At 67.0% G+C, this 26402-nt stretch carries 26 protein-coding genes and 4 tRNA genes; 14 read left to right on the forward strand and 16 right to left on the reverse strand.

Features of this window, described 5'->3' with window-relative positions; genetic code table 11:
• Positions 1-117 precede the first annotated feature (117 nt).
• Positions 118-1236: an alpha/beta fold hydrolase gene (locus AC5P99_RS07715; RefSeq protein ID WP_005409039.1), complete on the forward strand. Its 1119-nt coding sequence runs from the start codon at positions 118-120 to the stop codon at positions 1234-1236.
• Positions 1237-1316: 80 nt separating this feature from the next.
• On the opposite strand, the gene AC5P99_RS07720 is transcribed toward AC5P99_RS07715, so the two are convergent.
• Positions 1317-2456, reverse strand: a complete 1140-nt coding sequence (locus tag AC5P99_RS07720) for an MFS transporter (RefSeq protein ID WP_012479749.1) — start codon at positions 2454-2456, stop codon at positions 1317-1319.
• Between the two features lie 184 nt (positions 2457-2640).
• Between AC5P99_RS07720 and AC5P99_RS07725 the strand changes: the two genes are divergently transcribed.
• Together AC5P99_RS07725 and AC5P99_RS07730 are read left to right on the forward strand one after the other, a co-directional pair.
• A complete protein-coding gene (locus AC5P99_RS07725) occupies positions 2641-3336 on the forward strand; it encodes an alpha/beta hydrolase (RefSeq protein WP_088436840.1) in 696 nt (231 codons plus the stop codon).
• A 131-nt stretch (positions 3337-3467) separates the two neighbouring features.
• Positions 3468-5672, forward strand: coding sequence for a TonB-dependent siderophore receptor (locus tag AC5P99_RS07730; protein ID WP_495213013.1), 2205 nt, complete (start codon positions 3468-3470; stop codon positions 5670-5672).
• A 44-nt stretch (positions 5673-5716) separates the two neighbouring features.
• Here AC5P99_RS07730 and AC5P99_RS07735 read toward each other — a convergent pair whose 3' ends face one another.
• Positions 5717-6418 (reverse strand): pirin family protein, encoded by a 702-nt coding sequence (locus tag AC5P99_RS07735; protein ID WP_005409043.1) that lies wholly within the window; start codon positions 6416-6418, stop codon positions 5717-5719.
• Between the two features lie 140 nt (positions 6419-6558).
• On the opposite strand from AC5P99_RS07735, the gene AC5P99_RS07740 reads away from it, so the two are divergent.
• A complete protein-coding gene (locus AC5P99_RS07740; protein WP_005409044.1) occupies positions 6559-7479 on the forward strand; it encodes a LysR family transcriptional regulator in 921 nt (306 codons plus the stop codon).
• A gap of 701 nt (positions 7480-8180) precedes the next feature.
• On the opposite strand, the gene AC5P99_RS07745 is transcribed toward AC5P99_RS07740, so the two are convergent.
• From AC5P99_RS07745 to AC5P99_RS07790, 10 genes are all read right to left on the reverse strand, one after another.
• Positions 8181-8257: transfer RNA gene (locus AC5P99_RS07745), tRNA-Arg, on the reverse strand.
• Between the two features lie 32 nt (positions 8258-8289).
• Positions 8290-8366 (reverse strand) — tRNA-Arg (locus AC5P99_RS07750).
• A gap of 58 nt (positions 8367-8424) precedes the next feature.
• Positions 8425-8501: transfer RNA gene (locus AC5P99_RS07755), tRNA-Arg, on the reverse strand.
• Positions 8492-9418 carry an alpha/beta hydrolase family protein gene (locus AC5P99_RS07760; RefSeq protein WP_149500924.1) on the reverse strand — a complete coding sequence of 309 codons (927 nt, stop codon included), beginning with the start codon at positions 9416-9418 and terminating at the stop codon, positions 8492-8494. Before AC5P99_RS07760 ends, AC5P99_RS07755 begins: the two co-directional genes overlap by 10 nt.
• Positions 9415-10224 carry a bifunctional hydroxymethylpyrimidine kinase/phosphomethylpyrimidine kinase gene (gene thiD / locus AC5P99_RS07765; protein WP_049451020.1) on the reverse strand — a complete coding sequence of 270 codons (810 nt, stop codon included), beginning with the start codon at positions 10222-10224 and terminating at the stop codon, positions 9415-9417. Before thiD ends, AC5P99_RS07760 begins: the two co-directional genes overlap by 4 nt.
• A gap of 64 nt (positions 10225-10288) precedes the next feature.
• On the reverse strand, positions 10289-10957 hold the full coding sequence (locus AC5P99_RS07770) for a YoaK family protein (protein ID WP_123958414.1): 669 nt from the start codon (positions 10955-10957) through the stop codon (positions 10289-10291).
• A 12-nt stretch (positions 10958-10969) separates the two neighbouring features.
• Complete coding sequence (locus AC5P99_RS07775; protein WP_123958415.1) at positions 10970-11476, reverse strand: hypothetical protein; 507 nt, start codon at positions 11474-11476, stop codon at positions 10970-10972.
• Entirely contained in the window at positions 11473-12873 is a 1401-nt protein-coding gene (locus AC5P99_RS07780) for a PhoH family protein (RefSeq protein WP_005409049.1), read from the reverse strand. Before AC5P99_RS07780 ends, AC5P99_RS07775 begins: the two co-directional genes overlap by 4 nt.
• Positions 12874-12957: 84 nt before the next feature.
• Complete coding sequence (locus AC5P99_RS07785; protein ID WP_049451024.1) at positions 12958-13437, reverse strand: peroxiredoxin; 480 nt, start codon at positions 13435-13437, stop codon at positions 12958-12960.
• Positions 13438-13529: 92 nt separating this feature from the next.
• Positions 13530-14090 (reverse strand): glycine cleavage system transcriptional repressor, encoded by a 561-nt coding sequence (locus tag AC5P99_RS07790; protein WP_005409051.1) that lies wholly within the window; start codon positions 14088-14090, stop codon positions 13530-13532.
• Between the two features lie 164 nt (positions 14091-14254).
• Between AC5P99_RS07790 and dapA the strand changes: the two genes are divergently transcribed.
• On the forward strand, positions 14255-15148 hold the full coding sequence (gene dapA / locus AC5P99_RS07795) for a 4-hydroxy-tetrahydrodipicolinate synthase (RefSeq protein WP_049451027.1): 894 nt from the start codon (positions 14255-14257) through the stop codon (positions 15146-15148).
• A gap of 32 nt (positions 15149-15180) precedes the next feature.
• Positions 15181-15696: a hypothetical protein gene (locus AC5P99_RS07800; RefSeq protein WP_005409053.1), complete on the forward strand. Its 516-nt coding sequence runs from the start codon at positions 15181-15183 to the stop codon at positions 15694-15696.
• 207 nt (positions 15697-15903) lie between these two features.
• On the opposite strand, the gene fdxA is transcribed toward AC5P99_RS07800, so the two are convergent.
• Entirely contained in the window at positions 15904-16227 is a 324-nt protein-coding gene (gene fdxA, locus AC5P99_RS07805) for a ferredoxin FdxA (protein ID WP_123958416.1), read from the reverse strand.
• Positions 16228-16419: 192 nt separating this feature from the next.
• Here fdxA and AC5P99_RS07810 point away from each other — a divergent pair, with 192 nt between their 5' ends.
• Positions 16420-17844 (forward strand): sugar porter family MFS transporter, encoded by a 1425-nt coding sequence (locus tag AC5P99_RS07810; RefSeq protein ID WP_088437120.1) that lies wholly within the window; start codon positions 16420-16422, stop codon positions 17842-17844.
• Between the two features lie 364 nt (positions 17845-18208).
• On the opposite strand, the gene AC5P99_RS07815 is transcribed toward AC5P99_RS07810, so the two are convergent.
• Positions 18209-18283: transfer RNA gene (locus AC5P99_RS07815), tRNA-Glu, on the reverse strand.
• 52 nt (positions 18284-18335) lie between these two features.
• Here AC5P99_RS07815 and pcnB point away from each other — a divergent pair.
• The 7 genes from pcnB to pgi all read left to right on the forward strand — a co-directional run bounded on the left by pcnB (position 18336) and on the right by pgi (position 24433).
• Positions 18336-19715, forward strand: coding sequence for a polynucleotide adenylyltransferase PcnB (pcnB, locus tag AC5P99_RS07820; RefSeq protein ID WP_099605433.1), 1380 nt, complete (start codon positions 18336-18338; stop codon positions 19713-19715).
• Positions 19716-19718: 3 nt separating this feature from the next.
• Entirely contained in the window at positions 19719-20204 is a 486-nt protein-coding gene (gene folK, locus AC5P99_RS07825) for a 2-amino-4-hydroxy-6-hydroxymethyldihydropteridine diphosphokinase (protein WP_088437119.1), read from the forward strand.
• A gap of 34 nt (positions 20205-20238) precedes the next feature.
• On the forward strand, positions 20239-21054 hold the full coding sequence (panB, locus tag AC5P99_RS07830; RefSeq protein WP_005409058.1) for a 3-methyl-2-oxobutanoate hydroxymethyltransferase: 816 nt from the start codon (positions 20239-20241) through the stop codon (positions 21052-21054).
• Positions 21051-21890 (forward strand): pantoate--beta-alanine ligase, encoded by an 840-nt coding sequence (gene panC / locus AC5P99_RS07835; protein WP_099605430.1) that lies wholly within the window; start codon positions 21051-21053, stop codon positions 21888-21890. Before panB ends, panC begins: the two co-directional genes overlap by 4 nt.
• Before the next feature lie 66 nt (positions 21891-21956).
• Entirely contained in the window at positions 21957-22454 is a 498-nt protein-coding gene (locus AC5P99_RS07840) for a hypothetical protein (RefSeq protein ID WP_495213014.1), read from the forward strand.
• A gap of 87 nt (positions 22455-22541) precedes the next feature.
• Positions 22542-22922: an aspartate 1-decarboxylase gene (gene panD, locus AC5P99_RS07845; protein ID WP_005409061.1), complete on the forward strand. Its 381-nt coding sequence runs from the start codon at positions 22542-22544 to the stop codon at positions 22920-22922.
• Entirely contained in the window at positions 22919-24433 is a 1515-nt protein-coding gene (gene pgi, locus AC5P99_RS07850) for a glucose-6-phosphate isomerase (protein ID WP_495213015.1), read from the forward strand. Before panD ends, pgi begins: the two co-directional genes overlap by 4 nt.
• Positions 24434-24534: 101 nt before the next feature.
• Here the strand turns inward: pgi and AC5P99_RS07855 are convergent, their stop codons facing one another.
• Positions 24535-25098, reverse strand: coding sequence for a response regulator transcription factor (locus AC5P99_RS07855; protein ID WP_005409063.1), 564 nt, complete (start codon positions 25096-25098; stop codon positions 24535-24537).
• Positions 25095-26321, reverse strand: coding sequence for an ATP-binding protein (locus AC5P99_RS07860; RefSeq protein ID WP_495213016.1), 1227 nt, complete (start codon positions 26319-26321; stop codon positions 25095-25097). The genes AC5P99_RS07855 and AC5P99_RS07860 overlap by 4 nt, the downstream gene beginning before the upstream one ends.
• Positions 26322-26402: the final 81 nt, after the last annotated feature.

The following is a 26402-nucleotide window of genomic DNA, read 5'->3' on the forward strand; positions in this document are numbered from 1 at the left end:
TGTACACCAAGCTGAATCGTTCCTGCGTTGTCATCAAGTCGTCATCCACGCGCGATAGATGGCCCACGCGCGCGTCGCTAACCTGCCACGCTGTCGCACCTTTTTCCCCGATTGCCCATGAAGCGCCTGCTGCTGTTGTTGCTGGCGTGCGCCGGCCTGTGGCTGGCTGCATGCTCGTCCTCGATCAATGCCTCGTCCACCTCGCTCGCCGATCGGCTGATCGCGCCGGGTGGCGTATCGACCCTGCTCGATCGTCCGCGCATTGCCGCGGCCATTGCCGAACTGCCCAATCGCCACGGCTTCGCGCCGGGCCGCGATGGCGTGCCGATCTTCTGGCGTGTGTTCGATCCTGGCGATTACGGCGCGCGTTACCACTACCTGCCGCAGCGCCACGAGAACGGCCTGCCGCTGGATACCGGCCTGAGCCTGGCAGTACCGCAGCCGTTCCGCGCGCAGGCACCGCGCGGTACCGTGGTGCTGCTGCACGGCTGGATGATGAACGGTGATTCGATGCTGCCGTGGTCGTTGCAGTTGGCCGAATCCGGCTACCGCGTGGTCACGCTTGACCTGCGCAACCATGGACAGTCCGGTACCGGGCCGTCGGGCTATGGCACCTATGAATCCGACGATGTGGTGGATGTGATCGGCGAGCTGCGCGCGCGTGGTGAAGTAACCGGCCCGCTGTACCTGTTCGGCGTGTCCTATGGCGCCGCCACAGCGGTATTCACCGCCGACAAGCTCGGCGACCAGGTGGAAGGGGTGGTGGCGATGGAATCGTTCGCCAATGCCGGTGTGGCGATCCGCACGATGATTCCACACCTGATGGGACTGCAGCCGGAAGGCCTGAAGGCGCAGGCGATGGCGTCGTACGCGCGCTGGCGCTACGGCGGCCAGGACATCAACCAGGTGATCGCCGCCGCCAGCCGCCGTATCGACGTCGATCTGGACCGCGTGGACGTAGCGCGCGCGCTGGCCGATACCCGCGCCTGCGTGCTGCTGCTGCACGGCCAGGGCGACCAGCACATTCCGGTCAGCCAGGGCCGCGAACTGGCCCAGGCCAACCCGCGCGCGCACTACATCGAGATGCGCGGCGAGGACCACATCACCCTGCCGCTGCGGCTGGACCTGCTGGCCGGCGTGGTCGATGACTGGATGGCGCGCGATGAGCACCACCCGAAGAGCGCCTGTCCGGCCCCACAGCTGCCGGCCCAGGCCGAGTGGCTGGCCCACCGCTGAAAAAGGGGACGGAGGGAATTAAGTCGTTTCCCGCACAGTTGGACCAGAAACGACTTAATCCCCTCCGTCCCCTTTTTCTGTCAGGCCACGCGTCGTGCCAGCGAGCGGGCAGACGCCGCGACGCCCAGCAGCAGCGCGGCCACGCACAGGAAGGCGAAGCCGAGGCTGGTGCCGTGTGCCAGTGCACCGATCGCTGCCGGGCCGGCGAGGATGCCGGCGTAACCCAGCGTGGTGACTGCGGTGATGGCGATGCTCTCCGGCATCACCCGCTGCTGGCCGGCCATCGAGAACAGTGCCGGCACGATGTTGGCGCAGCCCAGCCCGACCAGTACATAGCCCGCCAGCGCCACCGGGAACGAGGGCACCAGCGTGGCCAGGGTGAAGCCTGCTGCGGCGGTGATGCCGCCGAAGACCAGGGTGCGGGTGCGGCCGAGGCGCTCGACGATGCCGTCGCCGAACAGGCGCATCGCGGTCATCGCCAGGGTGAACAGCGCGAAGCCGGCGCCGGCCTGGTCACGCGGCACCTGCCGCACTTCGGCCAGGAACACCGCGCTCCAGTCCAGCATCGAGCCCTCGGCGAGGAACACCACGAAGGCCAGCACGCCGATGAACAGCACCACGCCGTGCGGCAGCGCCAGCAGTGGGCCGTCGTGCAGGATCCGTTGCGGGCGCCAGTGCGGCGCCGACAGCACCGCGACCAGCAGCAGTGCCGCCACCGAAACCAGCGCGGCCAGCCACAGCGGTGTACCCAGGATCAGCAGGCCGGTCATGCAGCCGGCGCCGACGAAGCCACCGATGCTGTAGAAGGCGTGGAAGCCGGACATCATCGCGCGCCCGGCGTCGCGCTCGACCGCGACCGCCTGCATGTTCATCGCACAATCCAGCGCACCGACGCCGGCGCCGAACACGAACAGCGCCGCACCCAGCGCCACCGGCGAGGGCGCCAGCACCAGCAAGGGCAGGGCGCACAGCATCATCGCGCAGGTGATCACCATCACCCGGCGGCAGCCCAGCCGCCCGGTCAGCGCGCCCGCCAACGGCATCGCCAGCAGCGAGCCGAGCCCAAGGCACAGCAGCACGGCGCCGAGGCTGGCGTCGGACAGCCCGGCCTTGGCCTTGGCGTAGGGCACCATCGGCGCCCATGCGGCGGTGGCGAATCCGGGAATGAAGAAGGCGGCGCGGGTGGCGTGCTGCTGGGCACGGGGGGATGAAGGCGTCATGCGCGATGCGAAGCTCCAGGGAACAGTCATGAAAACGATTTCAGACTGACTCGGCAAGTGCCATGCGTGACATCGGGCGACGCATACGATTGCAGTGACCCGATTGCGTCACCAGCGATTAACGCCACGCACGGACAGTGGCTGCACGGTCTGCATTCCGCCGGCCGCTGCCGGAGACCTCTACATGAGCACGACACCGACCATCCTCCTCGTCCATGGCTTCTGGGGCGGGGCCGCACACTGGGCCAAGGTGATCCTGGAACTGCATCGCAACGGCCACGACCGTGTGCAGGCGGTGGAACTGCCGCTGACCTCGCTGGCCGACGACGCAGGACGCACCCGGAAAATGATCCGGCAGATCGACGGGCCGGTACTGCTGGTCGGCCACTCCTATGGCGGCGCGGTAATCAGCCAGGCCGGCAACGAGCCCAACGTGAAGGGCCTGGTCTACATCGCTGCCTTCGCGCCTGATGCAGGCGAAAGCCCCGGTGGGATCACCCAGCAGCACCTGCCGGAGGCGGCGCCGAACCTGGCACCAGACAGCGATGGCTACCTGTGGCTGCGTGCGGACAAGTTCCATGAGAGCTTCTGCCAGGATCTGAGCGAAGACGAAGGCCGGGTGATGGCCGTTACCCAGAAGGCACCGCTGGCCAGCACCTTCGGTGATGCGGTCAGCGACCCGGCGTGGAAGCAAATGCCGAGCTGGTACCAGCTGTCCCGCCAGGACCGCATGATCGCGCCGGAAAACCAGAAGGCCATGGCCGCAAGGATGCAGCCCAGGCGCCTGCTGGAGCTGGATGCCAGCCATGCCTCGCTGGCTTCGCAGCCGAAGGAAGTGACCGCGCTGATCCTGGAGGCCTGCGCCGCCATCGGCGGCTGATCCCGCGCCAGCACTCCGCACGACAGCCGCGGCGCAGGGGAGTACACTCCTGCGCCGCGGCTGTCCGGCCGCGTCCCTCTCTTCCCTCCAGCCGCCGCCAGAGGATCCCACCCTATCGTGGAGGTCCCGCCGTGCTGCCTGTGCCTGTTGTCCATACGCCGTCCCCCTTGCCGCGTCGCCGCGCGTTGCCGCAGGCGCTGGCCCGGGGTTTGCTGATCGCTGCTCTGGGCAGCAGCGGTATTGCTGTTGCGCAGTCCAGTACGGATCCAGCCAAGGATTCGCAGGCGCCTGCATCACAGACCCTGCAGACCGTGCAGGTCACCGCCAACCTGCTCGGTACCATCACCGAGGGCAGCGACGCCTATACGCCCGGCACCATTGCCACCGCTACCCGCCTGGTGCTGACGCCACGGCAGACCCCGCAGACCATCAGCGTGATCACCCGCGCACAGATGGATGACTTCGGCCTGCACGGCATCGACGACGTGATGCGGGTGACCCCCGGCATCAGCATCGTCACCTACGACAGCGAACGCACCGAGTACTACGCGCGCGGCTTCGCGATCCAGAACTTCCAGTACGACGGCATTCCGATGTCGCGCAATTCGGCGTACTCCGCCGGCAACACGCTCAGCGATACTGCCATCTACGACCGCATCGAAGTGCTCAAGGGCGCGACCGGCCTGCTGACCGGCATGGGCGATCCGGGTGCGACCATCAACCTGGTGCGCAAGAAGCCGGGCAAGGACTTCGCCGGCAGTGCCTCACTGGGTGTCGGCCGCTGGGACGACTATCGCGCCGAGCTCGATGTGGGTGGCCCGCTGACTGCCGATGGCCGCGTGCGTGGCCGCGCCGTGGGTGCCTGGGAAGACAAGCGCTCCAACCTGGACAACTACCAGCGCACCAGCAAGGTCGGCTATGCCGTGCTGGAAGCCGATCTGGGCGAACGCACGCTGCTGTCGGTTGGTGGCGACGTGATGGACAGCGACCCGAAGGGGGCGACGTGGGGCGGCATTCCGCTGCTGGACAGCGCCGGCAACTTCAACCGCATGCCGCGCTCGTTCAACAATGGTGCGCAATGGGCCGGCTGGCGCCAGTACGTGCGTACCGGTTTCACCACGTTGGAGCACACGTTCGCCAACGATTGGATTGCCAAGCTTCAGCTCAACCACCAGGTCAACGGCTATGACGCCGCACTGGCCGGTGCCGCCGCCGGCAATCCTGATCCGTTGACCGGCGAGGGCGTCAGCCTGTGGCTCGGCAAGTACGTTGGCAAGACCGTCAGCAATGCCGCCGACTTCTATGTGAGCGGGCGTTTCGGCCTGTTCGGGCGGGAGCATGAGCTGGTGGTCGGTGGCAGTGCCTCGCGCAAGCGCTGGACCAATACCGGCTACGGCCCGCAGGCGGGGTTCCCGGATACCGTGCCGGACTACAGGACCTGGAATGGCGACATTGCCGAACCGCAGTGGCAGCGCACCTATGACAACAATGAAGTGACCCGCGAGAATGGGCTGTACGTGGTTGGCCGCTTCGATCTGGCCGATCCGTTGAAGCTGATCGTCGGCAGCCGCCTGGCCAGTTACCGCTCGCCGGACACGCGCGAGACCGGTGTCCATGTGCCCTATGCCGGCGTGGTCTACGACCTCGGCGAGCATTACTCGGTGTATGCCAGCTACAGCACCATCTTCAAGCCGCAGGGCGAGCGTGACGAGCAGGGCAAGGCACTGGATCCACTGGAGGGCCGCAGCTACGAGGTTGGCCTGAAGGCTGAGTTCTTCGATGGACGCCTCAATGCCAGTGCGGCGCTGTTCCAGCTTGATCAGGACAACTTCGCCCAGCCCACCGGCGGCAAGACACCGGATGGCCAGGATGCCTACCGCGCCTTGATGGGCGTGCGCACCAAGGGTTACGAGCTTGAAATGTCGGGTCAGCTGGCCGAGGGCTGGCAGGTGCAGGGTGGGTTCTCCCACAAGATCGCCCGCCAGGCGGGCACCAAGGTGACCACGCTGGAACCGGAGAACCAGTTCAGCCTGCACACCCGCTACCGTCTGCGTGGCGCCTGGCAGGCGCTGACGCTGGGTGGTGGCGCACGCTGGCAGGATTCGACTTTCGGCGAGATCACCAACCCGGCCACGCGGGCCAAGGTGGTGCATCGCACGCAGCCGTACTGGTTGCTCGATGCGATGGCGCGCTACCAGTTCAACGATCGCCTGTCGGCCACGGTCAACGTCAACAACCTGCTCGACAAGCGTTACTACACGATCTTCAACTGGTACAGCACCTACACCTGGGGCGAGCCGCGCAACGTGCGGTTGAGCTTGAATTACAGGTTCTGACGCAGATGCGCCCGCGATGCTCTGCAGCATCGCGGGCGATGTGGTTACAGCGGCAGGTCGAACACCAGCACTTCGGCATCGTTGCCGTTTTCCAGCGTCAGCTGGGCTTCGTCGCTGACCTGCAGCGCATCACCGGCTTCCAGGGTGATGCCGTTGACCTGCAGCTGCCCACGGGCCACCTGCACATAGGCGCCACGACCGTTGCCAAGGGCATGGTGCAGCTTCTGGCCGCCGTCGAGGATGGTGGCGAAGATGCGGGCATCCTGGTGGATGCGCAGCGAACCGTCGGCACCGTCCGGCGAAGCGATCAGGCGCAGCTGGCCGCGCTTGGTCTCCGGCGCGAAGTGGGTCTCCTCGTAGGACGGCGTGATGTTCTCGGTGTCCGGGAAGATCCAGATCTGCAGGAAGTGCACGGTCTCGTCGGCCGAGTGGTTGAACTCGCTGTGGGTGACGCCGCTGCCGGCGCTCATGCGCTGCACGTCGCCGTAACGCAGCACCGAGCCGGTGCCCATCGAGTCCTTGTGTTCCAGCGCACCGCCCAGCACGTAGGAGATGATTTCCATGTTGCTGTGGCCGTGGGTGCCGAAGCCCTGACCGCCGATCACCTTGTCTTCGTTGATCACCCGCAGCGGGCCGAAGCTGACGTAGCGCGGGTCGTAGTAGTTGGCGAAGGAGAAGGTATGGCGCGAGGACAGCCAGCCATGCTCGGCCAGGCCACGGGTAGCGCTCTTGCGGATCTGCAGCATGATGGAATCTCCTTGTTCGATGGTTTCGATGGGGCGGGGTGGGCTGGCAGCCGCTGTGTTTCCCCGTTGGAGAGAAGTATCCGCTTGCGCCTTGGGTTTGAAAAACGGATAGTTTTGACAGTCATCATCGAAAAATTCGAATGCTCAAGCTCAGCCTCGATGCCCTGCAGATCCTGGATGCCATCGACCGGCGCGGCTCCTTTGCCGGCGCCGGCAAGGCCCTGCACAAGGTGCCCTCGACCATCTCCTACACCGTGGCCAAGCTGGAGGAGGACCTGGGCGTTCAGCTGTTCGACCGGGTCGGTCCGCGCGCCGAGCCGACCGAGGCTGGCCGCGCGCTGCTGGACGAAGGTCGGCACCTGCTGCGCGCCGCCCGCGAGCTGGAACTGCGGGTGCGCCGGGTGGCGTCGGGCTGGGAGACCGAACTGACGCTGGCGGTGGATTCGGTGTTCCCGACCTGGCTGCTCGGCCCGGATATCGCCGCGTTTCGTGAGGCCGAGGCACCGACCCGGCTGCGATTGATCGGCGAGGCCCTGTCCGGCACTTGGGAGGCCCTGCTGGACCGCCGTGCCGACCTGCTGGTCGGCGCGCCGGGTGAGGGCCCCAGTGGCGGTGGTTACGTGGTCGAGCCGCTGGGCACGGTGGAGTTCGTGTTCGCGGTCGCGCCCGGTCATCCGTTGGCCGCAGTGCCAGGCGTGCTCGGTCGCGAGCAGCTGGTCGAGCACTGCGCGATCGCGGTTTCTGATTCCGCGCGCAGGCTGCTGCCGCGCACGGTCGGCTTGTTGATGGGGCAGGAGATGCTGACGGTGCCGGACATGGCCAGCAAATTGAAGTTGCAGTGCGAAGGCGTGGGATTCGGCTTCCTGCCCGAGCCGTGCGCACGCGCTGCGGTGGCGCGCGGCCAGCTGGTGATCCGCGAGGTGGAGGAACACAAGCCGGAAGAGACCTTCTGGCTGGCCTGGCGCACCGGAGAGGATGGCGCCGCACTGCGCTGGTGGCGCGAGCGCCTGCGCAGGCCGGAGCTGTTGTCGCAGTGGTGGCAGGCGATGGCCAGGGGGTAAGGTTTGGCAGGGCTGCGCCCTGCACCCGCTACGATCCAGAGCAACAGCAACTGCAACAGCAACAGCAGAAGCTGGTTTCCTGAGGGATGGCGGGGTGGGTCCGGTTGCGGGGGCCGCTGCAAGTACATCCATGTAAGCTCGGTCGCCGCATCCATGCGGCTCAGGCCCCCGCAACCGGGCCCACCCCGCCTTCGACAGTTTTCCGCGATCTGTCGGAACGGCGTACTGCTCTGGTAGGTGTCGACCTTGTCGACACGGTAGGTCCACGCCATGCGTGGATGCTCTTCGATCAATTGTCGAAATGTTCGAACTCGATGGAGATTCATCCACGCATGGCGTGGATCCATCAGATCGCGGAAATCTGTCAGAGGTGGGGCGGCATGGGCAGGCAGGACCGTTGGCGGCATGGATGCCGCCATCGAGCCCCCATGGGTGAGGGCGCTTTGCTTGCGAAGCATTGCTTCGCAAGCGCCCGAACGCACAGCCGCCAGCGGCTGGGCCGGACCGCGGAGCGGGGTTTACGGCGTGTCCTGCCTGTCCATGCCGCCCCGCCAGCCCACGGAATGCCAGCTTTTGCCGTTGCCGTTGCCGTTGCCGTTGAGGTTGCCGGCCAGCGGCCGGCACTACCAGGATGCAGGGCGCAGCCCTGCCGAAAAACACGCATAAAAAACAGCAGGCCGAGGCCTGCTGTTTCGGTGTAATGGTGCGCCCGGAGAGATTCGAACTCCCGACCGCCTGGTTCGTAGCCAGGTACTCTATCCAACTGAGCTACGGGCGCCAATTACATGAACTTGTTGTGCTGACTGTGTATGGTGCGCCCGGAGAGATTCGAACTCCCGACCGCCTGGTTCGTAGCCAGGTACTCTATCCAACTGAGCTACGGGCGCGCGGTACACAATCAAATTTTACTGCATTTCCAGCGGCGGATGCTGGAAACCTGTCGAGTGGTGCGCCCGGAGAGATTCGAACTCCCGACCGCCTGGTTCGTAGCCAGGTACTCTATCCAACTGAGCTACGGGCGCCCTGCGACAGGAGCGGAATTATGCGGATGTCGGCGCGTACCGTCAACAGTTTTGTGAAAATTTTCATCCAACTGAATGAAAAAGCTGTCAGCCACGGCATCAGGGGCCTTCAGCCACGCGAAATGATCGGCGCGCGTGCCCAGTTCCTGCGCGGACAGCACGCGCAGCTGCGCGTCCACATTCGGCAGCTTCGCCAGCAGCGTCTGCATCGATCCGGTGGGGGCCAACCAGTCGTGCTCCATCAGCACCGCCTGTGCGCTGCCATGCACACGCGCCATCTGCGCATCGAGGTCTTCGTCCATGCCGACGGCGGCGTAATGGTTGTTCAGGCCGACGCGCGCCCAGTCGGCGATCAGCCCGCGCGCTTCGGTGCCACCGAAGCCGAGGCGACGGCCATGCAGCACGCCCTGGTGCTGTGCGATCCACGGCAGGAAGCGGTAGACCAGCGGCAGCAGCCAGCCACGCGGTGGTGGGAATCCGCGCCAGAACGGTGAGCCGCTGGCGCCCAGCCACAGCCGGTTGAAGTGCTGCGGGTTGCGGCCGGCATGCACGCAGGCCAGCTGCCCGCCCAGGCTATGGCCGCCGATGATCCAGGGCAGGGCGCCGCCTTCGTCATCCGCTGCGGCCAGGACGGCCTGGCTGGTCGGCAGATCCTGTTCGAGTACCTCGCGATAGCCCCAGTCCTGCGTGCGCGATGGGCGCAGCGAACTGCTGCCGTTGCCGCGCCACTCGTGCAGGTACACCGCCACGCCCTTCGCCGCCAGCGCCAAAGCCAGTGGCAGGTAGTGGCGCGCCGCCACGCCCAGTGCCGGCAGCCACAGCAGGCGTGCGATGGGCTGTGCGGGCACGCAGGCGATCACTTCGTAGCGATGGCCATCAGCGCACTGCACGGCAAGGACGCCGGGTGTGAGGCTCATGCGTGTGGTGCCGCGCCGAAGTGATCCAGCACCAGCACCTCGCTGCGGCCGGGGGCATAGCCCTGCTGCAGGCCGCGTGCAACGTAGTCGATACCGGCTTCGCAGGCATTGGCCAGGCTCAAGCCGTTGCACAACTGCGCGGCGATGGCCGAGGCCAGCGTGCAGCCGGTGCCATGTGCGTCCAGCGGCAGGCGGGCATGGATGAACTCTTCGCTGCTCACGCCGTCGAAGTAGCGGTCGATCACGCGGTTGCCTTCATGCAGGTGGCCACCTTTCAGCAGCACCGCACCGGCCCCCAGGTCGAGCAGGGCGGAGGCGGCCTGTTCTGCGTCTTCACCGTTGCTGATCTTCCGGCCGACCAGTAGTTCCGCTTCCGGCGTATTGGGGGTGATCAGCGTGGCCAGCGGGATCAGGCGCTCACGCATGGCCTGCAATGCGCTGTCTTCCAGCAGGCGTGCCCCACTGGTGGCGACCATCACCGGGTCCAGCACCACATGTGGTGGGCGGTGGCGCTCCAACGCTTCGGCGACGGCATGGATCACTTCGGCGTTGGCCAGCATCCCCAGCTTCACCGCGTGGATGTCGAAGTCGTCGAAGCAGGCATCCAGCTGCGCGCGCAGGAACTCGATGGGTGGCACGTGCACGGCGATGACGCCGCGGGTGTTCTGCGCGGTCAGTGCAGCGATCGCCGAGAGGCCATGCACGCGGTGCGCGGCGAAGGCCTTCAGGTCGGCCTGGATGCCGGCGCCACCGCCGGAGTCGGAGCCGGCGATGGTGAGGGCGGAAACGGGAGTGGTCGGGCTCATCAGTTGATTGTGCCGTGGTCCCGGAGGGGAAGGTAGATCCACGCCATGCGTGGATGTCCTTGATTCAATGCCGCCAACGCGCCCACTGCTGGTACAGCACATAACCCAGCCCGGTCAGGCCGGTCAGCAGGGCCGGGGCGAGCAGGGCGTCGTACTGCCAGCGCATGAACAACCAGGCGCCGATGATGCCGCCGGCGAGGAAGCCGCTGATGATCAGGCCGCTGAGGGTCAGCCGTCGCAGCTGCAACGGCAGCCCACGCAGCAGGTGGCCCAGGCCGATGCCGAGGTCGGTGAACATGCCGCTGAGGTGGGTGGTGCGCACCACCGCGCCACTGAAGGTGGTGGCCATCGCGTTCTGCAGGCCGCAGGCCATGGCGGCGGCCAGCGCGCCCCAGATCTGGTGCTGTTCGAACAGTGGAATGGCGACCAGCAGCAGCGCCGATTCCAGTGCCAGCGCCACGCCGTAGCGCCGGCCCAGCTGCAGGGTGCTGTCCTGGATCAGCAGGCCGCTGAGCATCGCGCCCAGCGAGAACGCGATCAACAGCCCCCACAGGTGCCCGACGGCGCGCCAGTCCCCCTGCGCCAGCGCCATGCCCAACTGGCTGGTACTGCCGGTCATGTGGCTGACCGCCTGGTGCTCGAAACCGAGGAAGCCGACCACGTTGACCATGCCGGCCACGCACGAGAGCGCGACCGCGCCGATCCAGACCCAGGTGGGCAGGCGTATTCCCATCGGCGGGGCCCCTCAGGGCCCGCCGAAGCCGCCGTTGAACTGCAGCTCGCTGAAGGTGTTGCTGGCCGGGTCGAACACCGCGCCCCAGAACTGCGCGCCGCCATCGCAGACGCGGATCGCTTCACGGGCCGGATTGATGCCACTGTCGTCGGGCAGGTGGAAGGCGTTGACGTAGATCAGCCGCTTGCCGGCGCTTTCGATGCCGACGTACTGGCGGTCGAAGTCCAGCACCTTCGGTACCTGTGCCTCCAGCGACGACAGCTGTGCCTCCAGCTGATCGATCTGCTGCCGGCTGGGGGCCCAGTAGCCGCTGACCCGCCCGGGCTCGCGGCCGGGGCTGGCGCGCGAACAGGTGTCGAGCACCTGCGCGGCGATGATCGGGCGGGTGACCACCCAGGACTGGCCGGTGCGCTCACCGGTCGGCACACTGGCCGGGCCACGCGTGGTGGTGCAGGCGCCGAGCACGGCTGCGAGGGTGATCGCAGCCGTGGGCAGCAGCAGGCGGGTGCAGCGGTTCACAACACCTCCGAAGCGTAATCGGCCAGGCGCGAGCGTTCGCCTCGGCGCAGCGTGATGTGCGCGCTATGCGGCCAGTTCTTGAAACGATCCACCGCGTAGGTCAGGCCCGAGGTGGTCTCGGTCAGGTACGGGGTGTCGATCTGCTCGACGTTGCCCAGGCAGACGATCTTGGTGCCGGGGCCGGCACGGGTGATCAGCGTCTTCATCTGCTTCGGGGTGAGGTTCTGCGCCTCGTCCAGGATCAGGTAGCGCGACAGGAAGGTACGGCCGCGCATGAAGTTCATCGAGCGGATCTTGATGCGGCTGGCCAGCAGGTCGTTGGTGGCCTGGCGGCCCCAGGTGCCGCCTTCCTGGTTGTGCGTGAGCACTTCCAGGTTGTCGGTCAGCGCGCCCATCCACGGCGTCATCTTCTCCTCCTCGGTGCCCGGCAGGAAACCGATGTCCTCGCCGACGCTGACCGTGGCGCGGGTCATGATGATCTCGCGGTAGCGCTGCTGGTCCATCGTCTGCGCCAGGCCGGCGGCCAGTGCCAGCAGGGTCTTGCCGGTACCGGCGGTGCCCAGCAGGGTGACGAAGTCGATCTCCGGATCCATCAGTGCGTTGAGCGCGAAGTTCTGCTCGCGGTTGCGCGCACTGATACCCCAGACGGCGTGGCTGCCGTGGCGGAAATCATCGACCAGCGACAGCACTACCTTGCCGTCGCCGACCACGCGGCTGACGCGCAGTTCGACTTCGTCTTCGCCGGGCAGGTAGACGTACTGGTTCGGGTACCACTCCTCGCCGTCCTGCGCCTGGATTTCGTAATGGCTGCGGCCCTTGTCGCTCCAGCTGCGCAGGTCGTCGCCGTGGCGCTTCCAGAAGTCTTCCGGCAGCTCGGTGGCGCCGGTGTAGAGCAGGCTGAAATCGTCCAGCGCGCGGTCGTTTTCGTAGTCCTCGGACACGATGCCGGCGATGGCGGCCTTGATTCGCAGGTTGATGTCCTTGGAAACGAACACCACCGGCAGGTCCGGCGTTTCTTCCTTCAGCGCCAGGATCGCGCCAAGGATGGCATTGTCGGGAATGACCTTTCCAAAGCTCTTGCCCGCGTCGAAGTGGCTGGTCTGGAAGCGCAGCTTGCCGGCGCTCTGCTTGCCGCGCAGCTGCAGGCCGTTGGGGCGCTGCAGCGGAATGCCGTCGGCCAGGTTGTCCAGGCCGGATTCCTGCACCAGCTCGTTGAGGAAGCGGCTCACCTGGCGGGCGTTGCGGCTCGCTTCGGAGGTGCCCTTCTTGCCGTTGTCCAGCTCCTCGATCACCTGCATGGGCAGGTAGATGTCGTGCTCCTCGAATTTGAACAGCGCGGTCGGATCGTGCATCAGCACGTTGGTATCCAGCACGTAGATGCGCTTGCCTCGGGTCATCGTCGATTCCTGGTTACGGACAGGGAAAAACCACCACGGCCTGCTGCGGGGCAGGGTGATGGCAGACACAGTAGGCAGTGGGACTCACTTGGACTGGGAGGCCTTCAGTTCGGCGAGAACGGCATCGGCATGGCCGGCAACCTTGACCTTGCGCCAGGACTGCACGATGCGGCTGTCGGGGGAAATCAGGAAGGTGCTGCGTTCGATGCCACGTACCTGCTTGCCGTACATGTTCTTCATCCTGATCACGTCGAAGGCGGTGCACAGCGCTTCGTCGCCATCGCTGACCAGCGGGAAGTTGAAGCCCTGCCTGGCACAGAAGTTGTCGTGCGACTTCACCGAGTCGCGAGAGACGCCGAGCACGACCGCGCCGGCCTTCTTGAACTTCGGCAGCAGGGCGTTGAAGTCGATGCCTTCGGTGGTGCAGCCGGGAGTGCTGTCCTTGGGGTAGAAGTACAGCACCAGCCACTGGCCGGCATAGTCGCCGAGAGTGGCCTGGTCGCCACCGGACAGCGCCAGCGGCAGGGAGAGGGTGGTGCTGTCCAGGGTATCGCCGTTGTTCATGAGGTCCTTCTGTCGAGCCTGGGTTGTTTCTACGACAATTGCATGAAACGCCACGCGCCCGTGAGAGGCGCGCGAAAAATCCGCACTCCCAATCAGAATTTCATCGGGTCCATGATCGCGTCCAGGTTCAGGTGGTCGCAGAACTCAAGGAAATCGTCGCGCAGCGCGGCGATGTGCATGTTGGCCGGCACGCCGATGGTGACCTGTGCACTGAACATTTCCGCACCGGTCTGCATGGCGCGGTAGCGCGTGCTCTGCAGGTTCTCGATGGTGATGCCCTGGCGGTCGAAGAAATCGGCCAGCTGGAACAGGATGCCCGGCTTGTCGGCGGCGATCACTTCGACAATGTACGGCAGCAGGTTGGACTGCGCCTGCTTGGCCGCGGTGCGGTACCAGACCAGCTTCAGGCCTTCCTCCCGCTCCAGCCGGGTCAGCATCGCCTCCAGCTTGGCCACCGAGTCCCAGGAGCCGGTGGCCAGGGCGGTGACCGAGACATCGCGGCCGACCGTGGCCAGGCGTGCGTCCACCAGATTGCAGCCGCTGTCGGCGATGCGGCGGGTGACGGACAGCAGGGGGGACTCCGGATGCGTCGTATAGGCGTTGATCAGGAGGTGGTTTTCGCTCGGCGCGGGGCGCGGGGTGGTGTCGGTCAAGGCGATTCCGGGTAATGCATGCGTTAGTCTGAATGCCCGCCAGAGGCGGGGATCCACCGGTGTCCAGCATACTTGCCCGCGCTTTCGCGCCGCAAGTAACATTCAGGTCGCCCCCGGCCTTTCGTGGCGGGCGTTTTCCCTTTCCAGCCAAGAGCAGCACGTCCTTGTCCCTTTCCGGCCTCATCACCGCGCTGGCGACCCCGTTCCGGGCCGACGGCGCTCTCGATCCCGACGGTTGGCAGCGTCTGCTGCACCTGCAACTGGAAGGTGGCGTCCATGGCGTTGTCGTTGCCGGCTCGACCGGCGAAGCGGCAACCCTCACCGATGCCGAGTACGACCTGCTGCTGGCCAGCGCGGTCGAACGCATTGGCGGCCGCATCCCGGTCATGGCCGGCACCGGCCTGTCCGGTACCGCCAAAACCATCGATCAGACCCGTCGTGCGGCCGCGCTTGGCGCCAGCCATGCACTGGTGGTCACCCCGCCTTACGTGAGGCCGACCCAGGCCGGCCTGATTGCCCATTATCGTGCGGTCGCCGACCAGGGCGGGTTGCCGATCGTGCTGTACAACGTGCCCGGCCGTACCGGTTGCGACATGCAGCCGGAGACCGTGGCCGAACTGGCCAGCCACCCCAACATCGTCGGCATCAAGGAGGCGGTGGGCGACACCGGCCGGGTGCAGGCGCTGCTCGCACTGCGCAGCCCGCAGTTCGCCGTGCTCAGCGGCGACGACGGTACGGCCGCGCGTTCGATCCGGGCCGGTATCGACGGCCTGATCTCGGTCGGCTCCAACGTGCTGCCCGGCGCCTACCGCCGCATGTGCGAGCTGGCCGCCGCCCATGACCACGAAGCCACCGAGTCCTGGGATGCGCGCCTGCAGCCGTTCCATGATTTCTGCGGTGTTGAACCGAACCCGATTCCGGTCAAGGCGCTGCTGCGCCGCATCGGCATCGGCCATGACCTGCGCCTGCCGCTGCTGCCGCTGTCGGCGCCGCACCACGCGGCCGCCGACCATCTTGCCGGCGACATCGCCGCCCTTGAAGCCCTTTCCAGCCACTGACCTTTCGTCTTGGTCTGACCCAGGAGATTCACATGCGTCAATCCGTTTCCACTGTCCGCGTGCTGTCCTACGCCCTGCTTGCGGTGGCCGTTGCCGCCGGCACCACCGGCTGCTTCAAGCGTGGCGTCAAGGGCGACTATGCCCTGGCCCCGGAAATGCGTCCGCTGGAAGTGCCGCCGGACCTCAACCTGCCGGCCACCACCGGTGACAACAAGGTGCCGGCGCTGGTGTCGGCCACCAAGCCGGCAGCGCCGGCGGCTGCGGCTCCGGCCGTTGGCAATACCGGTTTCACCATCGCCGGTGGCAAGGATGAAGCCTTCGCCAAGGTCGGTACCGCGCTGGAAGGCGTGGAGGGCGTGACCATCGCCAGCCGCGCCCAGCTGCTCGGCTCGTATGACGTGGCCTACGAAGGCAGCAACTTCCTGGTCCGCGTGGTCGCCGTCGATGCCGGCGCCTACATCTCCGCGGTCGACCCGCGTGGCCTGCCGGCCACCGCCGAAGCGCCGGTGAAGCTGATCGCTGCGCTGAAGGCGAAGCTGGCCCAGTAAGGGCTGCCTCTGGTAGAGGCTGACCTTGGTCGGCGCTTCTGTGCCAACCAAGGTTGGCACCTACCGGATCGCAAGGTTGGCATGCCGTATCGCGAGGTTGGCATGCCGGATCGCAAGGCTGGCATGCCGGGTCTTGCGGTTGGCGTTCACCGGAAAACAGAAAAGGGCGCCCGTGGGCGCCCTTTTCGTTGCCGCCGTGGGCGCTTCTCAGCGCTCCAGCAGCTTCAGCTTGTCCGGCTTGCCATCCCATTCGCCGGCGTCGGCGGGCGGGTCCTTGCGCACGGTCAGCACCGGCCACTCCTTCGCCAGCTCGGCGTTGAGGGCGACGAAGCCTTCCTGGCCGACGGGGACATCGTCCTCCGGGAAGATCGCATTGACCGGGCACTCCGGCTCGCAGAGGGTGCAGTCGATGCACTCATCCGGGTCGATCACCAGGAAGTTCGGGCCTTCGTGGAAGCAATCCACGGGGCACACTTCCACGCAATCGGTGTGTTTGCACTTGATGCAGTTTTCGGTGACGACAAAGGGCATGGGCTGGGGGTGGATCGATTCCTGAACCCGCCAATTCTAGAACAGGTTGGCCCCCGGTGTCGGCGCGGGGCGGAAATCGGGCGTCTGGCAGGCGCGACCGTGGCAGTCATTGGCGGCAGGGCGGGGCCTGTGCGACGCTGCGGGTCAGCCGGCTGCGTCGGGTGGCCGGCCCCCTTCCCAGCAGGATCGTCAATGTCGCCAGCCAAGCCCAGCATCGCACCCCATGGCGGTGAGAACACTGCATTCATCGTCCTGATCAGCTGCGTGGCCACGCTCGGTGGATTCCTGTTCGGCTTCGACAGTGGTGTCATCAATGGCACCGTCGATGGCCTGCGCCAGGCCTTCAACTCCAGCGAGGCGGCGCTCGGTTTCGAAGTCGCCTCGATGCTGCTGGGCTGCGCGATCGGTGCGTTCCTGGCCGGCTGGCTGGGCGACCGCCTGGGACGCCGCGGCGTCCTGATCGTGTCGGCGCTGATGTTCCTGGTCTCGGCGCTGGGCGCCGGCGCAGCCCACGCCTCGTGGCTGTTCATCGCGGCCCGCGTGCTGGGCGGCTTTGCAGTAGGGGCGGCCAGCGTGATGTCGCCGGCCTACATCGCCGAGGTGGCGTCGGCGCGCTATCGCGGGCGCCTGGCCACCGTGCAGCAGATGGCGATCATCTGCGGCCTGTTCGCGGCGTTCCTCAGCAACTACCTGCTGGCCCGCGCCGCCGGGGCGTCGACCGAGCCGTTGTGGCTGGGTCATGAGGCCTGGCGCTGGATGTTCTGGATGCAGGCGCTGCCGTCGGGGCTGTTCCTGCTGTTGTTGCTGGTGATTCCGGAAAGCCCGCGCTTCCTGGTCCTGAAGGGGCGCCAGCAGCAGGCGAGGGCGGTGCTCGCGCGGCTGTACGGCGAGGCCGCAGCGGCGGCCAAGCAGGCCGAGATCGAAGCCAGCCTGGCCCAGGACCAGCACAAGCCGCGCTTTGCCGACCTGCGCGACACGGTCAGCGGCAAGCTGCGGCCGATCCTGTGGGTGGGCATCGGTCTGGCCATGTTCCAGCAGCTGGTCGGCATCAATGTGGTGTTCTATTACGGCGCGGTGCTGTGGCAGGCGGTGGGCTTCTCGGAAAGCGACGCACTGCTGATCAACGTGCTGTCCGGTGGGCTGAGCATCGGTGCTTGCCTGCTGACGGTGCTGTTGATCGACCGCATCGGGCGCAAGCCGCTGCTGTGGATCGGCTCGGTCGGCATGTCGGTGGCGCTGGTGTTGATGGTGGTCGCGTTCGCCAGTGGAAGCCTGGCCGACGGTCGACTGCAGTTGTCCGACGGCATGGGCCGGCTGGCGCTGGTCGCGGCCAACGTCTACGTGGTGTTCTTCAACATGTCCTGGGGCCCGGTGATGTGGGTGATGCTGGGCGAGATGTTCCCCAACCAGATCCGCGGCCCGGCGTTGGCTGTTGCCGGTGCGGCGCAGTGGACGTCGAATTTCGCGATCACCGTGACCTTCCCGATGCTGCTGGCCGGCATCGGCCTGGCCGGCGCCTATGGCATCTACACGGTGGCGGCCATCCTCTCGATCTTCTTCGTGGTCCGCTACGTGCGCGAGACCAAGGGCAAGGAGCTGGAGCAGATGGAAGGCTGACGGCGACTGGCTTCGGTTGCGTTCCGTTGGCGCCTGCTTGTCCAGAGTGTGAGAGGGCGGCCTGCCCCCTCCTGACAGTTCATGGTGCGTGCGGATGCGGCGAAGCGCTGGTCGGTTGTTGCCGCAGCTCGCGGGAAACCGTCCAGAGCCGGTGGGGTCACCCAGGGCAGGACCGTTGGCGCCATGGATGGCGCCATCGAGCCCCCATGGATGGGTTTACGGCGTGTCCTGCCCTGGGTGACCCCACCGGCTCAAGCCGATTGCAGGGGGGCGCCAAAGCGACCAACCCGACCGCAACCACTGCAATCCCGGAAAACAGAAAAGCCCGCACAAGGCGGGCTTTTTCGGTTCCTGCTGCGGCGACTGGCGCTCCCTAGGGGACTCGAACCCCTGTTTTAGCCTTGAGAGGGCCACGTCCTAACCACTAGACGAAGGGAGCGTAACTGTGTCGCTGCCGAGGCAGGAGCGCTAGTATATGCACCTCGATGCCATTGGGCAATCCCGAAACTTCAACCGGAAGCGCCAACATCATTTCCTCTGCTACATCACCGTTCAGCCTGCGCGTCATCCCGCGCGACCAGCACACGATCTCCCGCAAGGACATCAGCCCGAACGCCCTGCGCGTGCTTTATCGCCTGCGCGATGCCGGCTTCGGCGCCTACCTTGTCGGCGGCGCGGTGCGCGACCTGCTGGTCAATGGCCAACCCAAGGATTTCGACGTGGCCACCGACGCCACGCCCGAACAGGTCAAGCAGCTGTTCCGCAACTGCCGCCTGATCGGCCGCCGTTTCCGCCTCGCCCACGTTGTGTTCGGCCGCGAGATCATCGAAGTCGCCACCTTCCGCGCCAACAGCGATGACGGTAGTGGCGACCGCGAGATGGAAAACGGCATGCTTGTGCGCGACAACGTGTACGGCACCATCGAAGACGACGCCGTCCGCCGCGACTTCACCTGCAACGCCCTGTACTACGCCATCGAGGACTTCTCGGTGCGTGACTACACCGGTGGCTTCGAAGACGTGCAGGCGCGCCTGATGAAGCTCATCGGCGACCCGGTACAGCGCTACCAGGAAGACCCGGTGCGCATGCTGCGCGCCGTGCGCCTGGCGGCCAAGCTCGGCTTCCAGATCGAAGAGGGCACCGCCGCGCCGATCCCGCAGCTGGCTGGCCTGCTCAACGAAGCCGCGCCGGCACGCCTGTTCGAGGAAGTGCTGAAGCTGTTCCTGTCCGGGCACGGCGTGGCCAGCTTCGAAGGCCTGGAGCGCTACGGTCTGCTCGACGTGCTGTTCCCGGAAAGCGCCAGGGCGTTGAAGTCCAACCGCACCGGCGCGCTGCGCCGCATGCTGGTCGAGGGCCTGGCCAATACCGATGCCCGCGTGGCCAACGACGAGCCGGTCTCGCCGGCGTTCCTGTTCGCGCTGCTGCTGTGGCCGGCGTTCTGCCGCGCCCAGGCGACCCTGCTCAAGCAGGGCGTGGCGCCGGAAGAGGCGCAGCGTCGTGCCGCCGACCGCGTCACCGTGCAGCAGTTGAGCACCATCGCGCTGCCGCGCCGCTTCTCGCTGCCGATGCAGGAAATCTGGCTGCTGCAGTCGCGTTTCAGCTCGCGCCAGCGCAAGCGCGTGTTCCGCACGCTCACCCATCCGCGCTTCCGCGCCGCGTTCGACTTCCTCAGCCTGCGCCAGGTGGCCTCGGCCGAGCACGCTGCCGATGTTGAATTCTGGCGCGAGGCACAGGCCCAGTCCGGCCGCGAGCTGGAATCGTCGCTGGACGCGATGCACAGCGACGAGGGCGATGACGAGAACGGAGCACCGCGCAAGCGTCGCCGTCGTCGTCGCCGCCCGGGGGCCTCGGCCGGTGCAGCTGGCGAATAAGCAATGACGCCAGCGTGGATCGGCCTCGGCGCCAACCTCGGCGATGCGGCCACGACTGTCGGCGCGGCGATCACTGCGCTGGACGGCCTGCCCGGGACCCGCGTGCTGCAGGCCTCGCGCCTGTACGCAACGCCGGCCTGGGGCAATCAAGACCAGCCACCGTTCGTCAACGCAGTGGCCGCGGTCGAAACGTCACTGGCAGCCGATGAACTGCTGCAGGCGATGCTGGCGCTGGAGCAGCGCTTTGGTCGCGTGCGCGATCCGGCGGTGCACTGGGGGCCGCGCGCGCTGGACCTGGACCTGCTGCTGTATGGCGCGCAGGTGCTCGACCAGCCCGGCCTGCAGGTGCCGCACCCCTACATGCACGAGCGTGCCTTCGTGCTGGTGCCGCTGGCCGAAATCGCGCCGGATCTGGCCATCCCCGGGCATGGCCGCGTGCGGGATGCAGTGATGCGGGTGGATGCCTGCGGGATCGCGCCGATAGGGTGATAATGCCCGGGTTATCTCCCCCGGTTATCAGCACATGAGCACCCACGCAGACAGCAAGCCCTGGACCGTTCCCGCCCTGGCCGAGGCCAAGCGCAATGGCCAGAAGCTGGTCATGTTGACCGCCTACGACGCTGGCTTCGCCCGCACTTTCGACGCAAATGGCGTTGACCTGATCCTGATTGGCGATTCGCTGGGCATGGTCGTGCAGGGCCATGATTCGACCCTGCCGGTGACCGTGGCCGACATGGTCTACCACACCCGCGCCGTGGCCCGTGTGCTGCAGCGCGCGCTGCTGGTGGCCGACCTGCCGTTCGGTGCCGATGCCACTCCGGAGCGCGCGCTGGATGCTTCGCTGCAGCTGCTGCAGGCCGGTGCCGAGATGGTCAAGATCGAAGGTGCCGGCTTCAAGGTCGACATCATCCGCTACCTGGTTGAGCGTGAGATTCCGGTCTGTGCGCATCTGGGCCTGACACCGCAGTCGGTGCTGCGCCTGGGCGGCTTCAAGATCCAGGGCCGCGGCGATGCCGCGCGCCAGCTGGTGGAAGATGCCAGGGCCGTGGCCGCTGCCGGCGCCAGCATCATGGTGCTTGAGTGCGTGCCGACCCCGGTTGCCGCCGAGGTGACCGCTGCGGTGGAGGTGCCGACCATCGGCATCGGTGCCGGCCCACAGTGCGACGGCCAGGTGCTGGTGCTGCACGATTTCCTCGGCCTGGACAGTGGCCATCGCCGCCCCAAGTTCGTCAAGGATTTCCTTGCCGAAGGCGGTTCGGTGGCCGGTGCCACCCGCGCCTACGCCGACGCCGTGCGCGACGGCAGCTTCCCCGACGAACAGCACGCCTACGCCTCATGATCCAGACCTTCAACGAGCTCGGCGCACTGCGCGGGCAGATCGCCCAGTGGAAGCGCGAGGGCCTGCGCGTGGCGCTGGTGCCCACCATGGGCAACCTTCACGGTGGCCATCATTCGCTGGTGACCCTGGCCCGCCAGTACGCCGACAAGGTGGTGGCAAGCATCTTCGTCAACCCGACCCAGTTCGGGCCGAACGAGGATTTCAGTCGCTATCCGCGTACGCCCGAGGCCGACGTGGCCGGGCTGGAGCAGGCCGGCTGCGATGCGGTGTGGCTGCCCAGCGTCGAGGCCATGTACCCGCTGGGCGTGGACAAGACCACGCAGATGCACGCGCCCGGCGTGAGCGAGGTGCTGGAAGGTGCCAGCCGCCCGGGCCACTTCGATGGCGTCTGCACGGTGGTGGCGCGCCTGTTCCTGCAGGTGCAGCCGGACGTAGCCGTGTTCGGCCGCAAGGACTACCAGCAGCTGGCGGTCATCCGCCAGATGGTGGCTGAGCTGTCGTTCCCGATCCAGATCGTCGGCGCGGACATCGTGCGCGACGAGGATGGCCTGGCCAAGAGTTCGCGCAACCAGTACCTGAGCGCCGAACAGCGCCCGGTCGCGACCACCATCCACCGCACCCTGCTGGGCATGCGCGAAGGCTACGTGGCCGGGCAGGCGCGTGATCGCATCGAGGCCGACGCCACGGCGGCATTGCAGGCGGCCGGTTTCCAGGTCGACTATGCGGTGCTGCGCACCCCGGAGCTGGCCGAGCCGACGTTCGATGGCGGTGGCCGCGTAGCGCTGATCGCCGCGCGCCTGGGCTCCACCCGCCTGATCGACAACCTGGAGTTCTGAGCCGCATGCGGCCCGGGGGCGCCCACAATGGGCGCCTCGCACCTTCCCATGGACGGGAGAACGGCAATGAAGACACCCTCCACTGACGCTGGTCGGCTTGCGCAGGCGTTGATCCTGGCCGTGCTGGCTGCCGGCATGCTGCCGGCGCAGCTGTTTGGCGGCCTGTTGTTCGCGCTCGAATTCAGGCGCACGCCGATGCCCGCGCTCACCGGCGGTGGACTGATGTTCGGGCTGGGCGTCTGCAGCGCCATCGTGGTGTTCCTGCCGATGGCGCTGCTCCCGCGATCTCGGCGGCTCCTGCGCCGGACCCGCTTCGTGCTTGCAGGGGCTGCTCTGGGCGCGCTGGCCATGGTCATCCATGAATGGCCGGGCACGATCCATGGGCCGCTGCTGCAGCGCCTGCGCTATGTGGATACATTCGATGTGATCAGCTATGGGCTGACGGTGTTGGCTGCAGGGGGCCTGGGCCTGGCCTCCGGGCTGGCCTTCCATACGGTGTTCAGGCTGTCACTGCAGGGCGGTGCCGTCCATGCCACGGCGCCGCCGCCGGGCGAGGGCGCCTGAACGGCCTTCAGCGTCCTGCCGCAGGCCCCTGACGACGGCCAAGCGGGTGCTAGAATCCGCTCTTTCCTTTGCCGTTGCAGCGCCCCCATGCACCTGTCCCTGCTCAAGACCAAGATCCACCGCGCCACCGTCACCCATTCCGAGCTGAACTACGAAGGCTCGATCGCCATCGATGACAACCTGCTGGCTGCCACCGGCATCCGCGAGTTCGAGCAGGTGCACATCTGGGACGTGACCAACGGTGCGCGCTTCTCGACCTATGCCATCCGCGCCGAAGCCGGCAGCGGCGTTGTCTCGCTCAACGGTGGCGCCGCGCGCCACGTGCAGGTCGGTGACATCATCATCATTGCCGCGTTCGCCAGCATGACCGAGCAGGAAGCCGACAGCTTCAAGCCGAAGCTGGTGTACGTTGATGGCAAGAACCAGATCACCCACACCAACGACACGATCCCGACCCAGGCCGCATGACAACGAACAACGGATTCGACTCGCTGCATTCCCACGCCCAGCGCCTGAAGGGCGCAAGCATCCCCGGCCTGCTCGCCGCCGAACCCGGCCGCGTGCAGGACCTGGCGCTGCGGGTCGGTCCGTTGTACGTCAACTTCGCCCGGCAGAAATACGATGCCGCGGCGTTGCAGGCATTGCTGGCGCTGGCTGCCGACCGTGATGTCGGTGGTGCCATCACCCGCCTGTTCCGTGGCGAGCAGGTCAACCTGACCGAAGGTCGCGCCGCGCTGCACACCGCACTGCGCGGCGACGTGGTCGATGCGCCGGTGGCGGCCGAGGCCTATGCCACCGCGCGCGAGATCCGCCAGCGCATGGGCGTGCTGGTGCGCGCGCTGGAAGACACTGGCGTGACCGATGTAGTCAGTGTCGGCATCGGTGGTTCCGACCTTGGCCCGCGCCTGGTCGCCGACGCGCTGCGTCCGGTCAGCGGTGCGCGCCTGCGCGTGCATTTCGTATCGAACGTGGACGGCGCGGCCATGCAGCGTACGCTGGCCACGCTGGATCCGGCCAAGACCGCCGGCATCCTGATCTCCAAGACCTTCGGCACCCAGGAAACCCTGCTCAACGGCCAGATCCTGCACGACTGGCTGGGGGGCAGCGACCGCCTGTACGCGGTCAGTGCCAATCCGGAACGTGCCGCAAAGGCCTTTGCCATCGCCGCCGATCGTGTGCTGCCGATGTGGGATTGGGTCGGCGGCCGCTATTCGCTGTGGTCTGCGGTCGGTTTCCCGATAGCGCTGGCGATCGGCTTCGAGCGCTTTGAACAGCTGCTGGAAGGTGCTGCGCAGATGGATGCGCATGCGCTGGATGCACCGCTGGAGCGCAACCTGCCGGTGCTGCACGGCCTGACCGACATCTGGAACCGCAACCTGCTGGGCCATGCCACGCATGCGGTGATGACCTACGACCAGCGCCTGGCGCTGTTGCCGGCCTACCTGCAGCAGCTGGTGATGGAAAGCCTGGGCAAGCGTGTGCAGCGTGATGGCCAGCCGGTCACCACCGATACCGTGCCGGTGTGGTGGGGAGGCGCGGGCACCGATGTGCAGCACAGCTTCTTCCAGGCACTGCACCAGGGCACCAGCATCGTTCCGGCCGACTTCATCGGCTGCGTGCACAACGACGATCCCTACACGATCAATCATCAGGCCCTGCTGGCCAATCTGCTGGCGCAGACCGAAGCACTGGCCAATGGCCAGGGCAGCGACGACCCGCACCGTGATTACCCGGGCGGCCGCCCGAGCACGCTGATCCTGCTCGACGCGCTGACCCCGCAGGCGCTGGGTGCGCTGATCGCCGTGTACGAACACGCCGTGTACGTGCAGTCGGTGATCTGGAACATCAACGCCTTCGACCAGTTCGGTGTCGAACTGGGCAAGCAGCTGGCCAGCGGCCTGCTGCCGGCGCTGCAGGGCGAGGATGTGGCCGTTGCCGACCCGATGACCCGCGAGATCCTTGCGCAGCTGAAGGGCTGAGGCTCTGGTAGTGCCGGCCGCTGGCCGGCGACCTCATGAACGATTGAAGCATCACCTGGTTGCCGGCCAGCGGCCGGCACTACCATGAAGGGCGTGGTGCCTCAGCGGCTCGGGTCGCGTTCCGGGCTGGGCCGCTTGGCCAGCTTGCGCTGCAGCGAGCGCCGGTGCATGCCGAGCAGGCGCGCGGCTGCCGACACATTGCCGCCGGTCTCGTGCATCGCCTGCTGGATGTGTTCCCACTGCAGGCGGCTGATCGGTGTCATCGCGTCGGGCACTTCCATTTCGCCATCGTCGGCCGGGCCGTCATCCTCCTCGCCCAAAGCGCGAAGGATCATCGGTACCGTGGCTGGCTTGGGCAGGTAATCGTCCGCACCGAGCTTGATCGCTTCCACCGCAGTGGCGATGCTGGCGTAGCCGGTCACCAGCAGGATGCGCATGTCCGCGCGCAGCGCACGCAGCGGCTGGATCAGCGCCAGGCCGGAATCGCTGCCCAGCTTCAGGTCGATCAGGGCGAACGCGGGTGGGTGCTGGCGCGCCAGCGCCAGCGCGCTGGCGGCATCCTGCGCGGTCTGCGTTTCAAGTCCCTTGCGGGCCAGGCTGCGCTGCAGGGTGCGCAGGTACAGTTCGTCGTCGTCGACCAGCAGGCCGAGGGTTGAGGCGCTCATGTGGTTTCCTCGCATGGGGCCAGCGGCAGGCGGAAGCCGACGCGGCTGCCGGCCCCCTGGGCCGGGCGCATCCACATCTCGCCGTCGAGGCGTTCGATCGTGGCATGGGACAGGGCCAGGCCGACCCCCATGCCTTCACTCTTGCTGCTGCCGAACAGCTTGCCCGGCAGCACCGCGGCGCGCGCGTTGAAGCCGTGGCCGTAGTCGCGTACTTCGCCGATCAGATCGTCGCCTTCGATGCGCAGGTCCAGGTCCACGCGCGGCCGGCCGGCCTGTTCGCCGGCATCGGCGGCATTGTTGAGCAGGACCATCAGCAGGTGGCCCACGCCCGGGTCGAGCGGCAGCCGCAGCGGCGCATCATCGTTGCGGTGCAGGTCGATGGTCGGTCGCACCAGGCGCCATTGCTCCAGCACCTGCTGCGCGCTGGAATGGCTGCGTCCGGGCGCATCGGCCGAGGCCGGTGCGGCCAGCGCCAGCACGCGCTCACGGCACTGCACCAGCAGCTCGCGCAGGGTTTCCATGTCCTCGCGCACTTCCGGCTCTTCACTGCGTTCGGCCACGTCGTCGGCGAGCAGGGTCATGGTTGCCAGCGGCGTGTTCAGTTCATGCGCCACCGAGGCGGCATGGGTGGCCAGGGCGACGATGCCCTCGTTGCGGGCGAAGCGTTCGCGCAGGGCCGAGAGTTCCAGTTCGCGCTGGCGCAGCGCCAGCGCCAGGCGGGTGGAGAAGGCCAGTACGACCGCCGCGGAAATCAGGAAATTGGCGACCACGCCCCAGCGGTTGAGGTCCTGCGCGCGGAAATAGCCGTCCGGCAGGGGCTGGCCGAAGATGCCGCTGGCGGCGTAGCCGAGCAGGCAGGCCAGCGCGACCGCCAGCGCCCAGCGCAGGGGCAGGGCAAACGCGGCCAGTGCGATCAGGATCAGGAACAGCGAGCTGAACGGATTGGCCATGCCACCGCTCCAGCCGACCATCCAGGTCAGGATGATCACGTCCACCAGGATGTGGCCGAATGCAGTCAGCGGTGCGGTGTCGGCCGCTTCCGGGCGCAGCTGGGTGTAGATGTTGAACAGGGTCAGCACCGCCACGCCGGCCCACAGCGGCAGCTGCGGCAACGGCAGCCCCAGCACCCAGGTGGCGACCAGGATGGTGGCGGCCTGGCCGCCTACTGCAAGCCAGCGCAGGCTGCACAGGGTTCGGAGAAACGGGGCGTCGGGACCGGTCATTCACGCTCATCGTATGCGTTCGCGCGTGACCGTGCCTGCGACAATCGGCCGCAGCCGTGCCGCCGGCTGAATGCGAGTCAC

It is taken from the genome of Stenotrophomonas sp. YJH_SMC_80 (assembly GCF_059372495.1).

Excerpts from the sequence above, each read along its gene's own strand:
- AC5P99_RS07715 (WP_005409039.1), top strand. The coding sequence starts at position 118 with ATGAAGCGCCTGCTGCTGTTGTTGCTGGCGTGCGCCGGCCTGTGGCTG.
- AC5P99_RS07720 (WP_012479749.1), bottom strand. The coding sequence starts at position 2,456 with ATGACGCCTTCATCCCCCCGTGCCCAGCAGCACGCCACCCGCGCCGCC.
- AC5P99_RS07725 (WP_088436840.1), top strand. The coding sequence starts at position 2,641 with ATGAGCACGACACCGACCATCCTCCTCGTCCATGGCTTCTGGGGCGGG.
- AC5P99_RS07735 (WP_005409043.1), bottom strand. The coding sequence starts at position 6,418 with ATGCTGCAGATCCGCAAGAGCGCTACCCGTGGCCTGGCCGAGCATGGC.
- AC5P99_RS07740 (WP_005409044.1), top strand. The coding sequence starts at position 6,559 with ATGCTCAAGCTCAGCCTCGATGCCCTGCAGATCCTGGATGCCATCGAC.
- AC5P99_RS07760 (WP_149500924.1), bottom strand. The coding sequence starts at position 9,418 with ATGAGCCTCACACCCGGCGTCCTTGCCGTGCAGTGCGCTGATGGCCAT.
- thiD (WP_049451020.1), bottom strand. The coding sequence starts at position 10,224 with ATGAGCCCGACCACTCCCGTTTCCGCCCTCACCATCGCCGGCTCCGAC.
- AC5P99_RS07770 (WP_123958414.1), bottom strand. The coding sequence starts at position 10,957 with ATGGGAATACGCCTGCCCACCTGGGTCTGGATCGGCGCGGTCGCGCTC.
- AC5P99_RS07780 (WP_005409049.1), bottom strand. The coding sequence starts at position 12,873 with ATGACCCGAGGCAAGCGCATCTACGTGCTGGATACCAACGTGCTGATG.
- AC5P99_RS07785 (WP_049451024.1), bottom strand. The coding sequence starts at position 13,437 with ATGAACAACGGCGATACCCTGGACAGCACCACCCTCTCCCTGCCGCTG.
- AC5P99_RS07800 (WP_005409053.1), top strand. The coding sequence starts at position 15,181 with ATGCGTCAATCCGTTTCCACTGTCCGCGTGCTGTCCTACGCCCTGCTT.
- fdxA (WP_123958416.1), bottom strand. The coding sequence starts at position 16,227 with ATGCCCTTTGTCGTCACCGAAAACTGCATCAAGTGCAAACACACCGAT.
- AC5P99_RS07810 (WP_088437120.1), top strand. The coding sequence starts at position 16,420 with ATGTCGCCAGCCAAGCCCAGCATCGCACCCCATGGCGGTGAGAACACT.
- folK (WP_088437119.1), top strand. The coding sequence starts at position 19,719 with ATGACGCCAGCGTGGATCGGCCTCGGCGCCAACCTCGGCGATGCGGCC.
- panB (WP_005409058.1), top strand. The coding sequence starts at position 20,239 with ATGAGCACCCACGCAGACAGCAAGCCCTGGACCGTTCCCGCCCTGGCC.
- panC (WP_099605430.1), top strand. The coding sequence starts at position 21,051 with ATGATCCAGACCTTCAACGAGCTCGGCGCACTGCGCGGGCAGATCGCC.
- AC5P99_RS07840 (WP_495213014.1), top strand. The coding sequence starts at position 21,957 with ATGAAGACACCCTCCACTGACGCTGGTCGGCTTGCGCAGGCGTTGATC.
- panD (WP_005409061.1), top strand. The coding sequence starts at position 22,542 with ATGCACCTGTCCCTGCTCAAGACCAAGATCCACCGCGCCACCGTCACC.
- pgi (WP_495213015.1), top strand. The coding sequence starts at position 22,919 with ATGACAACGAACAACGGATTCGACTCGCTGCATTCCCACGCCCAGCGC.
- AC5P99_RS07855 (WP_005409063.1), bottom strand. The coding sequence starts at position 25,098 with ATGAGCGCCTCAACCCTCGGCCTGCTGGTCGACGACGACGAACTGTAC.
- AC5P99_RS07860 (WP_495213016.1), bottom strand. The coding sequence starts at position 26,321 with ATGACCGGTCCCGACGCCCCGTTTCTCCGAACCCTGTGCAGCCTGCGC.